This is a genomic window from Mesorhizobium sp. B2-1-8, assembly GCF_006442545.2.
Classification (GTDB): domain Bacteria; phylum Pseudomonadota; class Alphaproteobacteria; order Rhizobiales; family Rhizobiaceae; genus Mesorhizobium.
Genome location: NZ_CP083953.1, coordinates 311,445 through 325,048, shown reverse-complemented (window position 1 = coordinate 325,048; position 13,604 = coordinate 311,445). Strand labels below are relative to the sequence as shown.

The window sequence follows — 13,604 nt, the reverse complement described above, 5'->3', positions numbered from 1 at the left end:
ACAAGAGTTCCAAAGAGAAACATGGCTCGCATGTCCACCGCCCGCACCACCATCGACTTCGACCGCGCCGGCAAGCAGGTCGGCTTCGTTGACATCCCGCATTCGCCACATGAAGACGCCTGGGGCGCGACGCGCATCCCGATTGCCGTGATCAGCAATGGCAGCGGCCCGACTGCGATCCTGCAGGCCGGCAACCATGGCGACGAATATGAGGGGCCGATCACGCTCGGCGAAATGATCCGCGATCTCGACCCGGGCATGGTCAGCGGCCGCATCATCTTCCTGCCGGCGATCAACCTGCCCGCCGTTCTGGCCGGCCGCCGCACCTCGCCGGTTGACGGGCTGAACCTCAACCGCACCTTTCCGGGCGACCCCACCGGCACGATCACCCAGCAGATCTCGGCCTATGTCAGCGACATCGTCATGCCGCTCGGCCACGCCTATGTCGATCTTCATTCAGGCGGCTCCTCGCTCAACATCCTGCCCAGCGCCATCATCGAGCCGGCGCCGGATGCCGCCCACCGCAAGCGCAACATGGAGGCAGTACTGGCCTTCGACGCGCCGCTGACCGTCGTCATCGACAATCTCGGCGAACCGCGCACCTCGACAGCCACATCGGTGCGCGCCGGGCTGACCACGGTCGGCACCGAGATGGCCGGCGCCGGCACGGTGTCGCTCGATGCGCTCGGCATCTGCCGCAAGGGTGTGCGCAATGTGCTCAGCCATCTCGGTGTGCTGCCGCCGACCGGCAAGCCGCGGGCCGCGCGACCTGAAAAGATCCTGCGCATTCCCGGCCATGACGGCTATGTGCTGGCAACGAGTGACGGTGTGTTCGAACCGTTCCATGCTCTGGGCGCCGTGGTCCATGCTGGCGAGGACGCCGGCCGCATCCACAATCTGGCCGATCCCGGCCGTGCGCCCGAGACCGTGCGCTACCTCTCGGACGGCATCGTCTATGGCCGCCGCCAGCCCGGCCGTGTCGTCGTCGGCAATTGCTGCGTCACTGTCGCCACGCGCTACGAAGGAGAGCTAGCGTGATTGCGCTGGAAGACATCCGCGCCGCCGCCGCGCGCATTGAGGGCAACATAAGACGCACGCCGATGATCGCCGGTTCCAATTTCAAGACACCCCTGGCCGGCGATGTCGAACTGATGCTGAAATTGGAACTGCTGCAGGTCACCGGGTCGTTCAAGGCGCGCGGCGCCACCAACAAGCTGCTGTCGCTGGACCGTGCGATGCTGACGCATGGCATCGTCACCGCGTCGGGCGGGAACCACGGCATTGCCACCGCGCGCGCCGGTCTCATGGCCGGCGTGCAGACCACCATCTTCTTGCCCACCAATGCCTCGCCGGCCAAGATCGAGAAGCTGCAAGCCTGGGGTGCGGCCACACACATCGTCGGCTCTGCCTGGCATGAATCGAACGAGGCGGCTCAGGCCTTCGTTCGTGAGACTGGTGCGGTCTACTTCCACCCGTTCGCCGACCCGGCGGTGGTGGCCGGGCAAGGCACCGTCGGTCTCGAAATCCTCCACCAGATGCCGGACGTGACGACGGTGCTGGTCGCCATGGGTGGCGGCGGGCTGATCAGCGGCGTGGCGACGGCGATCAAGGCGCTGGCGCCGCATATCCGCGTCGTCGGCGTGGAGGCGGCGGGCTCACCAGTGCTGCTGCGCGCGCTCGAAGCAGGACGCAACGTCGCGCTGGACAAGGTGACGACCTCGGTGGCGACCATGGCGTGTGCTAAGACCGACGACCGCATCTTCGACATTGTCAGTGACAAAGTCGACGAGATCGTGCTGGTCGATGACGACGAGATGCTGCGCGCCGCGAAGGGCCTTTGGTTCGAGATGGGCCTCGCCGCCGACCTCAGTGGCGCGGCCGCGATAGCCGCAATCGCAGAAGGCCGAGTACGGCTGAACGCGAGCGAGCGGATCTGCGCCATCGTTTGCGGTGCGGGGCCGGATGCGATCCGGGGATAAGCTGACTGGTGTCAGAAAAGCGGACAAAAGCTGTGCCTGCATCGCACGACATCCCATTTGGGCACGCTGCTCGGGAGAGCACCGGAGGTTCGTTCAGTTACGGCCGCGCACCCTTCATCGAGATTGCCGTGCCTCGAGCTATGCCACTCTAACCCATCAGACGATGGCGGAAGGTTTGTAGTGGCATGTTCGATCCGCTCTCCCGCGTTACGGCCGATTTGTTATGCCGCAGGCTTATCCCTGCCCATGGACGTGAACAGGCGCGTCGCGGATACCGCGTTGAACAGCGCCCGAATGCCCGCCGCTCACCGCCGCGCTGATCAGCGTGAAATCGCTTTCTGCTTCGACCTTCTCACCCAGCCCGTTCGTCGTCTCGGGGTGGAGCGTGCGCATGATGATCGTCTTGCCCTTGGCATGCGCCGCGAGCCGGCCCTTTTGACCAAGGATGACCTCGACGTTCTGTGCATAGTCGCGCACCGTCGAGGTGATCTCATCGTCTGACTGTTCGGCGACCTCCTTGAGCGTATCGACCATGGTGATGCCGGCGCCGCCCGCCTTCTCGTAAATGCCTTTGAAGGCGTCTTAGCCGATCACCTCGAACCGGCCTTTTGAGGTTGACGGCCATAGGGAAGCCCATCGTTCCGAGGCCAATAGATCCGATCTTCTTGCTCATGATCCTGTTCCTTCAGCAGATTGTGCGCGTTCCAGGTCAGCCCTTGACCCAATTCCGGTCTTCCACGGGATGGTTGCGCAGGTTGAAGTCTGGCTGAACCCAGATAGTATTCTGTAGAAACCGAGAACGATCATGGCATCGGCCAGCGCTTGCACAGCGAAGTGCTCAAGTGTGTGCTTGAACAGCACCGGAGCGAAAGGATCGCCTTGCCGAATCGCAGGAAGACCCGCTCACGTTCATCGAACACGTCGGCGTCCTCTAGACGGATTCGGGACCATTGAGTTAACGCGCGGCCGTGGGCATACGCACCAGACCGAGCGCAATAGCCTTGACCCGGATCCTGCCGCGGCGAATACCGCACGCGTTGAGGCGGAGAAGACAACGGTGTCAACTCTCGTGCGCTACTTGTGCTTCGGGCAGTCATTGCCAGGAATCCTGGGTTCGGTTCCTTCAGCATATGCAGCGTTTGGCGCGGCGGCTTAACGCTCGGCCGCGAATTCCCACATGGTACCAATACCATGGTCCGCTCGCCGCTTGGACAAAGCAAGAGAGACATCGACCACAGATGGAAAGGCAAGGGATAACGCGCCCCTTGTAGCGGCCTCTACGCATCTTTCGGCAGCACTGAACGAACCCTCGCGATGAAGGTGTGGAAATCCTGCATGAAGGTGCGCAGGAAATCGGCGGTGCCGTCATTGGTGACCTCGCCGTCATCGGTGATCAGCCCCGGTGTGAACTGGATATAGGCTTCCGGGGCGTTCATCTGGGGCGAGTTGCAGAAGCCGAGCACGCTGCGCAGATTCTGCTGGGCGACGGCGGTGCCGATTGCGCCTGGCGACGTGCCGATCACTGCGGACGGTTTGCGGGCAAACGAGTTGGTGCCGTAGGGTCGGCTCGCCCAGTCTATCGCATTCTTCAACCCGCCCGGGATCGAACGATTGTATTCCGGCGTGACGAACAGCACAGCATTGACGGCTGCGATGGCCGCCTTGAACGCCTTGCCGGCGGGGGGATAGTCGGCATCATAGTCGTAGCTATAGAGCGGCAGGTCCTTGAAGGCGATCTCCGACATTTCGAGTTCGGGCGGCGCCAACCGCACCAGTGCTTTGGCGAGTTTGCGATTGATCGAGCCTTTGGCGAGGCTGCCGATGAGATAGCCCACTTTGTGCGTAGTCATAAGGGTCTCCTGCTTCGTCGAGCCGTGTCTGATCGAAAACCAACCCCGCATCCCAGAAAATCATTGTTTGCCTGTTGAATCCGATTGTCACCCTGATTGTGCGGCAGCTACGTTGGCGCGAGACAAGGTCACGATCAGTTGATTGCGAAGATCCACCTTGCCGCCGCTGTGGATGGTCATGATCATGATCGCCGACTTGCCCGGACCGTTCCAGAGCGGGAGGCATCGAGGACGAACAGGAGTCCGTCATGACAAAGCATGTCCACACCAAAAGCGCTTCCGCCATGTTGAAGGACATGACCAAGCTGCTGCCCGAGCTTGAGGCGCTCTACAAGGATGTCCACGCACATCCCGAGCTCTCGATGCAGGAGACGCGCACAGCGGGCATTGCCGCCGACAGGCTCAAGAAAGCCGGTTTCGACGTGACGACCGGGGTGGGCAAAACGGGTGTGGTTGGCTTACTCCGCAACGGAGAAGGCCCGACGGTGATGCTGCGCGCCGACATGGATGCGCTCCCGATCGCAGAGAACACTGGGCTTGCCTATGCCAGCAAGGTTACGGCGAAGGACGCCGAAGGCAATGTTGTGCCGGTGGGCCATATGTGCGGTCACGATATGCATGTGGCCTGGCTGGTCGGGGCGTCTACACTCCTGTCGCAGACGCGCGATGCCTGGAAGGGTACCTTGATGGCCGTCTTCCAGCCGGGTGAGGAGACCGCGCAAGGCGCTCAGGCCATGATCGACGACGGCCTGCTCAAACGCTTTCCTCAACCCGATGTCGTGCTTGGCCAGCATGTCATGGTCGGTCCCTCCGGATCCGTTGCTGGCAGCGCCGGCCCCATCACCTCCGCGGCCGACAGCCTGCAAATTCGTCTTTTTGGCCGTGGCGCGCATGGCTCGATGCCGCAGGCAAGCATTGATCCTGTCGTCATGGCGGCGTCCGTCGTGCTACGGCTGCAGACTATTGTTTCCCGCGAGGTTGCAGCCAACGATGCGGCGGTGGTCACGGTTGGCGTGCTGCAGGCGGGCACCAAGGAAAATGTCATTCCTGACGACGCCGTCATCAAGCTCAATGTGCGGACATTCGACGCTGGCGTGCGCAAGCATGTGCTTGCCGCCATCGAGCGGATAGTCAATGCTGAGGCCGAAGCCTCGGGCGCGCCGCGCAAGCCGGAGATCACGCCGCTCGACCGCTACCCGCTTAACGTGAATGACGAAGCCGCCAGCAACCGCATCGCCGAGGCGTTTCGCGGTTATTTCTCGCCAGATCGGGTGAAACATACCGGCCCAGCCCCAGCGAGCGAGGATTTTGGCTGCTTCGGCACCGCATGGCAGGTGCCCTCGGTGTTCTGGTTCGTGGGCGGCAATGATCCCAAAGTCTATGCCAAGGCCAAGGCGGCGGGAAAGCTGAACGAACTGCCGGTCAATCACAGCCCGCAATTCGCGCCGGTTCTGCATCCCACCCTGGAAACAGGCGTCGAGGCGTTGGTCGTTGGCACGTTGGCCTGGCTCGGTGCGGCGTGACATTCGCCTGCCAGGATTGTGGTTGTCGGGATTGCCTTTTGCGCTTGCATGCGAACTTTTCTGAAGTCGTTTCGCGCTTGCGGTCTGGCATTTTGGAGCGCCGAACGTCCCCTCAGATGGACAAAGAAGATCGGGTACTTGATTGAGCCCGGATTTACCCAAAACCGGTATCAGTCCTGCACCCTAGCCTTCACGAGTAGGAACGGCATGGTCGCCATTGGAACCTTCGTGCACGTTCTCGACTTGGTCGGAACCTTCGTCTTTGCGATCAGCGGCGCAGTTGCGGCAGTCAATCGGCGCCTCGATATTTTCGGCATTCTCGTGCTCTCATTCGTTGCCGGAAATTTCGGTGGGATTACCCGGGATCTCTTAATTGGCGCAGTGCCGCCGGCGGCCCTGACTGACGGACGATATCTGCTGGTTTCGGTTCTCGCCGGTCTCATCGTTTCCTTCTGGTATGCCGGTGTCGACAGGCTGCGCGAACCCGTTCTGTGGTTCGACGCGGCGGGACTGTCGCTTTTCGCCGTCGCCGGTGCGCAAAAGGCAACTCAGTTCGGATTAAGCCCGGTAATGTCAGCCCTGCTCGGCATGTTGACTGGCATCGGTGGTGGCATGTTGCGGGATGTTCTTCTTGTGGAAATTCCACAGGTGTTGCGTTCCGATCTATACGCTGTGGCAGCACTGGCCGGTGCATCCATCGCCGTCGTCGGCAATATGCTCGGTTTTTCCTATGGCATCTCGGCATTGGCCGGAGCAATCTTGTGTTTCGGCCTTCGCTTCATGGCGATCAGACATGGCTGGCATCTGCCAGTCGCCCATCTGTCGGCGCAGCGGCGCGCTGAAACAGATAATTCGAGCGATGAGGAGCCACGCTGAATCCTCGGTCGCGGTATGTCCACGGCCTCCGCCGGGCACCGTCCGGCCTCTCGTGGCGCCTACGATCCGTTGCGGGCCGCAACATTCGAGAACAACGCACCGAGGCCCTCCGCCATGGTCGGATGCGCCAATATGGCGTCGCGCAGGTGCGTGTATGGCAGGCCGGCGAGCATGGCCGTCTGTACCGTGGCCATGACCTCGCCCGCTTCCGGGCCGACCATGACAAAGCCAAGAATTTGGTCGTCATCCGCGGAGATGATCGCCTTCATGAACCCCGTGGTTTCGTCGATGGTTCGCGTGCGCAACACCGCCTTCATCGGAAGCCGCGCGACCCGCACCGCCATACCCTTGCGCATCGCCTCATCTTCGTTCAGACCCACCCGCGCGAGGGGCGGATCGGTGAACATGCAATACGGGACCAGCCGGTCCCGTGTCGTGCGAATTCCTCCAGCGAGGTTATCGCGGATGATCCGGAAATCGTCGTAGGAGACATGCGTGAACTGTGGGCTGCCGGCACACTCCCCGATCGCCCATACGTTGCGCGCGCTTGTCTCCAGCCTTTCGTTGACATGAATATATCCGCGATCGTCGAGCTTGACGCCCGCCGCTTCGAGTCCGATTCCCGCTGTGTTGGGAACGCGGCCGGCCGCCACCAGAATGTCGCTGCCTTCCATGGTCCGCTCGCCCGAGGGCGTGCGCAGCACGAGGCTGATTGTTCCACCGGATTGACCTTTCACCCTGAGAATATCCGTCGACAGGCGTATGTGGATGCCTTCCGCGGCCAGGAATTGCTCTACTTCGCCACCGACATCGGCATCTTCGCGGCGGGCCAGCCGAGATCCACGATCAATGACGGTGACCCGGCTGCCGAAGCGACGGTAGGCCTGGGCCAGTTCGAGACCGACATAACCGCCTCCCAGCACGATCAAATGCGAAGGGACATAGTCGAGATCGAGTGCCTCGATATTGGTGAGCGGCGCTGCGTCAGTCAGGCCGGGCACGTCCGGGATCGCGGGGCGGGTCCCGACATCGAGGAAGATTTGATCAGCACTCAGGACGCGTGTTCCACCGTCGTTCAGGCCTACCTCGATCGTCTTCGATTCCACCATGCGACCACTACCCATGACAAGTTCGGCGCCGCTCGCCTTGTAGTTTTGCAGATGCATCGCGATCAGGCCTTCGACCATGTCACGCTTCCGCTGGCGGACTTTGCCCATGTCGACCGTAACCGCACCAGTCCGCGTGCCGAATTTAGCGGCATGGCGCGCCAGATCCGCGACCTTCGCGCTCCAAATTTCATTCTTGCTGGGGAGGCAGTTGATGTTGGGGCAGGAACCGCCAATCCATCTTCGTTCCACGACCGCGGTCCGACGCCCTGATTTTGCCAGGTGCCACGCGAGATACTTGCCGCCCTCGCCGCTTCCGAGAACCAGGGCATCGAACTGTTCCGGCAGGGCCATCACCATCTCCGCCAGGCCATCGCATCTGAACGGATTCATTCGACGCGGCTTGGGCCTTTGTTTTTATGCATCCCCTCATCCCAAAGCAGATCAGTATTTGGGCGACATGCACAGGGTTGAGAGCGTCATGTCACACCGTGACTTCCGCTCAATGCTGGACCACAACGGCCCTATTTCTTCGCCGACGCAGCCATAGGACGACAAGCCCGATCAGCACCAGCGCGCCGACGACCATGGCCACTCGTATGGCCGGAACCAGCATGGATTTCTGCGTGCCGGCGCGCAGCTCCGAGACTTGCCCAACGTCCACTTTGGCCGCCGGGTTGCCAAAATGCTGAATCAGATAGGTGCCCAGCGTGGCAATTTGCGTATCCGAAAGTTCCTTCGCGAAGCCGGGCATCAGAACGTCCGGTTGGCGACGCAGGCCCTCCAGCATCACCATCACCAAATTGTTGGAATTTTCTCGGCCGAGCGCGGTGTTGTGCAGCAGCGGCGGCAGACCGCCTTCGAAACTGCCCTGCCCTTGTGCCTGATGGCAGCTCGCGCAATAGGCGTCGTAGAGCTGCGGGCCGCTCATTTTGTCGCGATCCTGCGGCAACGCAAAGCCGCGGATACTCTCCAGTTCGTCCGAAGGACTGCCCCATGCAAAGACCGGCTTCGTGTCGACGGCATCGTGAGCCGCCGGTATGGATTTCACGTAGACCGCGATCGCCTGCAAATCTTCAGGCATCAGGAATCGCAAGCTGTTGTCTACCGCTTCCGCCATCGGACCGGCCGCCTGGCTCTTGCCGGCGGCATGGCCGTCACGCATGTAAGTGACCAGTTCCTCGACGCTCCACCCGCCCACACCACTGTTGGCATCGGAGGTGATGTTGGGTGCATGCCAGAAGCCGACATCGCCGCCGGCCATTTCGCTGGAGGTCTTTTCCGCCATGAATAGATTGCGAGGCGAATGGCAGGTACCGCAATGCGTGGGTCCACGCGCCAGATAGGCGCCGCGGTTCCATTCGGCGTCATGCGCCGGATCGGGCTTGTAAGGGCCGTTGTCGAGGAACAGCAGGTTCCAGGCCGCCATCGACAGGCGAATGTTGAACGGAAACGGCAGTTTCGTTTCGGCGGGGCTAGTCTCGACCGGGGCCACGCCGTTCATGAAAAACGCATAGAGTGCCTCGACGTCGTCGCCCGACAGCAGTGCATAGGCCGTATAGGGCATGGCCGGGTAGAGATGCTTGCCGTCGGCACGCACGCCCTTGCGCAACGCCGCGCCGAACTGCTCCAGCGTATAGCTGCCGATACCGTTTTCCTTCGACGGGGTTATATTGGTTGACATAATGGGCCCGATCGGCGTTGCAAGCGGCAGGCCGCCCGCCATCACCGCGCCGCCGGGAGCGGTGTGGCAGGCCACGCAATCGGAGGCAGTAGCGATATACTTGCCGCGGGCAATCTGATCCATATCCGCGCTAAGAGCAGGGTTCACGGCAATCGACAGCGCCAAGGCAACACCTGAGCGGCGAAACAGGCGAGGCATGGCGCGGCTCATGATTTTGCCGCGCCGCCAGCAGCGCCGGTCGAGGCCGCTTGCTGTCCCAATATGTGCGCAACCGAGCGCAGTGCTACCGCCAGGCCATTTTCCGTCGAATTGCAAGTCGCCGCTGTCGGCAGCACACCGGTGCTGGCGAGAAACAGGTTCTCGTGATCGTGCGCGCGACCATAGCCGTCGCAGACCGAGGTCTTGGGGTCGCTGCCCATGCTCAACGTGCCGCAAATATGCTGGTTGTTGGCGAAGTCTCCGTTCTTGCTGAAGCGCAGATTGGTGCCGCCCATCAGCTCGGCAATGCGCCGAAAATCCTGCTGGGATCGCTCATGGCCCCGCACGGTATAGTCGGCGATCGCATAATGCGCCTCGGGCTTCGGGATGCCCATCGCGTCCTTTTCCGAACTGAGCGTGATCCTGTGCTCAGGGTCCGGCAGGACTTCGAGCACGTTCTTCACGTTCATCTCGCGCGCCGCGCTGAAGCGCAGGCGCTTTTCCAATTCAGCGCCGTAGACACCCGCTGCTATCAGGCTCTTCGTCGCACCGTCGACCCGCGAGATATTGGTGAAATCGAGCCGGTAAGGCGCATGCTCCGAGCGGAACGCGCCGTCGCGCATGGTGTTGATGGAGCTTGGGCTTTGCGGCCCGCGCCCCAGCCACACGTCCTCGTCCGCGTCGAAGGTCAGCGACGTGCTGGGATGATCCATCAAATTGCGCCCGACCATGTCGGAGCTGTTGGCGAGGCCGTTCGGGAACTTGTCGCTGGCCGAAAGGAGCAACAGGCGCGGGCTCTCGATGCCGTTAGCGGCGACGATGAAGGTCTTGCCAGTCACCCGATGCGAGGCCTTGTCGGAATCGTAGTAGAGTGCCGCCGCGATGCGACCCTTTTCGTCATGTTCGAGCTTGTAGACATTGGCGTTGGCGATCAGTCTTGCACCAGCTGCTTCGGCGGCCGCCGCGGCAAGCCCGCCATGATACTGGGCGTCGATGGGGCAGATCGGCTGGCAGGAGTTGTTGCCGCAGCAGGCTGGCCGGCCGTCATAAGGGCGGCTGTTGCGCGCCGTGGTATTGGACACGACCGGATAGTCGGAGACAAGCCGTTCGCGCAGGCGGCGCATGGCATAGGGTTCGGCCACAGACTCCATCGGAAACGGCTTGTTGCGCGGCGAACCGGTGTTGGGCGCACCCGAAACGCCCATGATCTCCTCCGCCTCCTGGTAGAATGGTTCGAGGTCGTCGTAGCTCATCGGCCAGTCGACGCCGACACCATAGAGGCTCTTGATCCTGAAATCGTTGCGTACGTTGCGCCAGGCATGCGCCGCCCAATGCCACGTCGTGCCGCCGACCTGCCTGATGTACTCGGCCGCGTAGGGATATGGCCCGGCCTGGATGAGATGGTTGTTCGGCTCAGGTTGGTAAACCGGGTGCGGCGCCCAGGAGGCGGGCGGATATGGCGACATCCAGTCGCTGCGGCGGGTGGAGTTGCGGAAGCGCGCCACCAGTTCGCCGCGGGTGACGCGGGGGCCCGCTTCGAGGATGATCACCGACGCACCCGCGAGCGCCAGCTTGTGCGCCACCAGTGAACCCATGATCCCCGAGCCGACGACGATAAAATCCGCTGACAGGATGTCGGCCATCATATTCCCTCAGATCGGTTTTCTGATCCAGCTGCCATAGGCCCCATAGGCGTAGGTCGGCGGCTTCAACACATCGGCAACTGCCTGCGCGTTGAGTGCCGTCTCAAAAGCGAGACAGCGCGCCTTCGCGCCGTCGCCGACGATGCCCATGTACCAGGCCGTCACGATCCGCCAGGGCACAAGCTTGAGCGGCGAATTTTCGTCGTTGAGAATCTTCTGCAACTGCATGGGATCGATCTTGCGCTGCTCGATTGTGTCGAGCAGCGCCTTGGCGGCCGCCGGAAACCCGGGCTCGTCGGCGACAAGCGCTGCGTATAAGCGTCGGGCTTGCGCCTGATCGAGCGACTGGCGGCCGACCAGAATGGCGGAAACCGCCAGGAAAGCACCGCTATCCGCATCGGTCTCCTCCTGGGCCAATGCCCAAGGTATCAAAGAGGCCGTATAGGCTGAAACCAGCCCAAACAGCATCAGTCGCCGGCTAGGATTCGGTGGATCGATTGAATCGGCAAGCCTTTCCACGACCTGTCCTCGCTAAGCGCAACGCACAATCGCTGCTTTGACTATCGCCTCAAATCGTCAAAACCCGAAATAAGGCGATGCGACCAGCGTGGCTGCTCCGTCGCCCAGAAGAAACACTGCAAAAAGAGCCGCAGCCCAGAACGCCGGATATTCCCAGCCGCCGTCGGTGTTGCTGAACAGCCATCCCTTTTTGCCGTGCACGGTGACGATGGTGCCAAGGATGAGCGGCACCAAAAGCAGGGCGACATAGCGCGGATAAATGCCCAGGATGAGACAGGCCGCGCCACCCAGTTCCGCCACGATCGTCACATAGGCCAGCCAGCCGGGCAGCCCAAGCGACTTGAAAAAGGCAACGGTGCCGGGAATGGTGAAAACCCTGACTTTGAGCATCGCGCGGCGATGAACATCGCGCCGAGGCAAAGCCGTAGCAGAAGGTCCCGCTACCTGATCGATCATGGGCTTCCCCCCGGTCACGGCAATGCCAGACGACCGACGCGCTGAGTGCCCTCCAGCCTACGCTGGCCCTGTCGGGAGTCAATGCCGCAAGGGTAGTTGCCAGGGCTGCGAACTCGGGTTAACGCGCTTTGGGGATTGCGGCTGATCTGATTCCATGGGGGTCCCATGATTCGGAGCCTCGCCATGACCACTGTCGCCCTTGAAGGATTCGAAAAGTCCCGCCTGAGGTCGCTTCTCGAGCATTTTGGCGAGATCGAAGACCCGCGTGAGCCGTGGCGGGTTGCCCATCCGCTGCCCGAGGTGCTGCTTCTGGTCGTCTGCGGCACGATCTGCGACTGCGAGGATTACGACCTGATAGCAGCGTGGGGAAATGCCCATCTTGACTTCCTGCGCCGCTATCTGCCCTACCATCACGGCGTGCCGGGCGGCCGCTGGCTGACTTTGCTCATGAACCGCATCGATCCGGCGCTGTTTGCCGGCGCCTTCACCGCGTGGGTGCGCGAGACGTGGCCGGACAAGCCCGACTTCGTTGCCATCGACGGCAAGACCTCGCGGCGCAGCCACGACAAGAGCGCAGGCAAGGCGCCGCTGCATCTGGTTTCCGCCTTCGCCACCACCGCACGGCTGGTGCTCGGCCAGGAGGCCGTGGCCGACAAGAGCAACGAGACAACGGCCATTCCCGTGCTTCTGGAGCGCCTCGGCGCCAATGGCGGCCTCCTGGGCGCGCTCGTCTCCATTGACGCCATTGCCACAAATGCCGCCATCGCAACCGCAATCCGCGCTCACGGCGCCGACTATCTGCTCGCAGTCAAGGCCAATCAGCCGACATTGCGCGCCGAGATCGAGCGCTACTTCGACGACGCGCCGCAAGACAGCCTCGACAGCTTCACCGACCTCGACAAGGGCCATGGCCGCATCGAGGAACGCGTCGTCACCGTCAGCCGCGAGACTGGATGGCTCGCAGGCCAGCGCCGTTTCCCCGGCGAACTGCGCCTGCCTGAGGTCAAGGCCATCGTCCGCGTCACTTTTCACGCACCGGACTGAAGGACAGGAGCCGCTTCGATACCCGCTACTTCATCGCCTCCGCCGACCTCACCGCCGAACGGGCCGCCCACGCCGTGCGCGGCCACTGGCTGATCGAGAATGCCCTGCACTGGACCCTTGATGTCGTCTTCAAGGACGACCAGTCGCGGCTCAGAAAGGGCCATGGCGCCCACAACATGGCCATCGTCCGCCATTTTGCCCTCAACCTCGTCCGGGCAATCAACGACAGGCAGTCGATCAAACTGAGGCGCAAAAAGGCCGGATGGAGCCCCGACTACCTCGCCTCAATCCTCGGTCAACTTCCCCGTTAACCTGGATTCGCAGCCCTGGGGTAGTTGCTGGGTAGTTGCCTGACGGACTGCAAGATCACGTCGTTCGGGACCGGTTATGCGGCCCGAGATGAAGCGCAACATGCCATGCATGGTTGCGTTGGCATCGCGTCGGGAATGAAACGGCATCCAGACACGATTTTGACGGTTAACGAGCTGCGCCTTGGTTAAACGGCGTCACGCCCGAAATTCCGTTGGCATGAGGCGACGCCGTTGGCGTGCCGCGCAACGGAGCGGCGGCAATCTGTTCTTAGCCTTGCTGATTTTCCGGTGCCAAGGACTGATGTGCATCTGAACGAGAGATTTCAAGTATGACCACGCTCGACTTGCACGGAGCTTGGTGGTTTGGTGTCTGGCTGAAGCGGCGAGGAACGGGACATGGGAAGGCTCGGTCGAT

General features: G+C 62.1%; 10 protein-coding genes and 2 pseudogenes. 5 read left to right on the top strand and 7 right to left on the bottom strand.

Annotation, left to right across the window (positions count from 1 at the left end; translation table 11 throughout):
• Nucleotides 1–21: 21 nt before the first annotated feature.
• Together FJ970_RS32725 and FJ970_RS32720 are read left to right on the top strand one after the other, a co-directional pair.
• A complete protein-coding gene (locus tag FJ970_RS32725) occupies nt 22–1,038 on the top strand; it encodes a succinylglutamate desuccinylase/aspartoacylase family protein (RefSeq protein WP_140764087.1) in 1,017 nt (338 codons plus the stop codon).
• The gene (locus tag FJ970_RS32720) at nt 1,035–1,979 is read left to right on the top strand and encodes a threonine/serine dehydratase (RefSeq protein WP_140764085.1); all 945 of its coding nucleotides are present in this window, start codon (nt 1,035–1,037) and stop codon (nt 1,977–1,979) included. Before FJ970_RS32725 ends, FJ970_RS32720 begins: the two co-directional genes overlap by 4 nt.
• 234 nt (nt 1,980–2,213) lie before the next feature.
• Here the strand turns inward: FJ970_RS32720 and FJ970_RS32715 are convergent, their stop codons facing one another.
• Nucleotides 2,214–2,513 (bottom strand): NAD(P)-binding domain-containing protein, encoded by a 300-nt coding sequence (locus FJ970_RS32715; RefSeq protein WP_210243073.1) that lies wholly within the window; start codon nt 2,511–2,513, stop codon nt 2,214–2,216.
• Nucleotides 2,514–3,256: 743 nt separating this feature from the next.
• Nucleotides 3,257–3,829: an NADPH-dependent FMN reductase gene (locus FJ970_RS32710; RefSeq protein ID WP_140764084.1), complete on the bottom strand. Its 573-nt coding sequence runs from the start codon at nt 3,827–3,829 to the stop codon at nt 3,257–3,259.
• A 248-nt stretch (nt 3,830–4,077) separates the two neighbouring features.
• Between FJ970_RS32710 and FJ970_RS32705 the strand changes: the two genes are divergently transcribed.
• Complete coding sequence (locus FJ970_RS32705) at nt 4,078–5,352, top strand: M20 family metallopeptidase (protein ID WP_140764083.1); 1,275 nt, start codon at nt 4,078–4,080, stop codon at nt 5,350–5,352.
• Nucleotides 5,353–5,559: 207 nt separating this feature from the next.
• Entirely contained in the window at nt 5,560–6,228 is a 669-nt protein-coding gene (locus FJ970_RS32700; RefSeq protein ID WP_140764082.1) for a trimeric intracellular cation channel family protein, read from the top strand.
• A gap of 59 nt (nt 6,229–6,287) precedes the next feature.
• Here the strand turns inward: FJ970_RS32700 and FJ970_RS32695 are convergent, their stop codons facing one another.
• From FJ970_RS32695 to FJ970_RS32675, 5 genes and pseudogenes are all read right to left on the bottom strand, one after another.
• Nucleotides 6,288–7,688 carry a mercuric reductase gene (locus tag FJ970_RS32695; protein ID WP_140764081.1) on the bottom strand — a complete coding sequence of 467 codons (1,401 nt, stop codon included), beginning with the start codon at nt 7,686–7,688 and terminating at the stop codon, nt 6,288–6,290.
• Between the two features lie 148 nt (nt 7,689–7,836).
• Complete coding sequence (locus FJ970_RS32690; protein ID WP_227792263.1) at nt 7,837–9,228, bottom strand: c-type cytochrome; 1,392 nt, start codon at nt 9,226–9,228, stop codon at nt 7,837–7,839.
• Nucleotides 9,225–10,859 (bottom strand): GMC family oxidoreductase, encoded by a 1,635-nt coding sequence (locus tag FJ970_RS32685; protein WP_140764080.1) that lies wholly within the window; start codon nt 10,857–10,859, stop codon nt 9,225–9,227. Before FJ970_RS32685 ends, FJ970_RS32690 begins: the two co-directional genes overlap by 4 nt.
• A gap of 9 nt (nt 10,860–10,868) precedes the next feature.
• A complete protein-coding gene (locus FJ970_RS32680; RefSeq protein WP_140764079.1) occupies nt 10,869–11,327 on the bottom strand; it encodes a sugar dehydrogenase complex small subunit in 459 nt (152 codons plus the stop codon).
• A 108-nt stretch (nt 11,328–11,435) separates the two neighbouring features.
• Nucleotides 11,436–11,785, bottom strand: a pseudogene (locus FJ970_RS32675) (DoxX family protein).
• Nucleotides 11,786–12,017: 232 nt separating this feature from the next.
• Between FJ970_RS32675 and FJ970_RS32670 the strand changes: the two are divergent.
• Nucleotides 12,018–13,189: pseudogene (locus FJ970_RS32670) on the top strand (ISAs1 family transposase).
• The last annotated feature ends 415 nt before the right edge of the window (nt 13,190–13,604 follow it).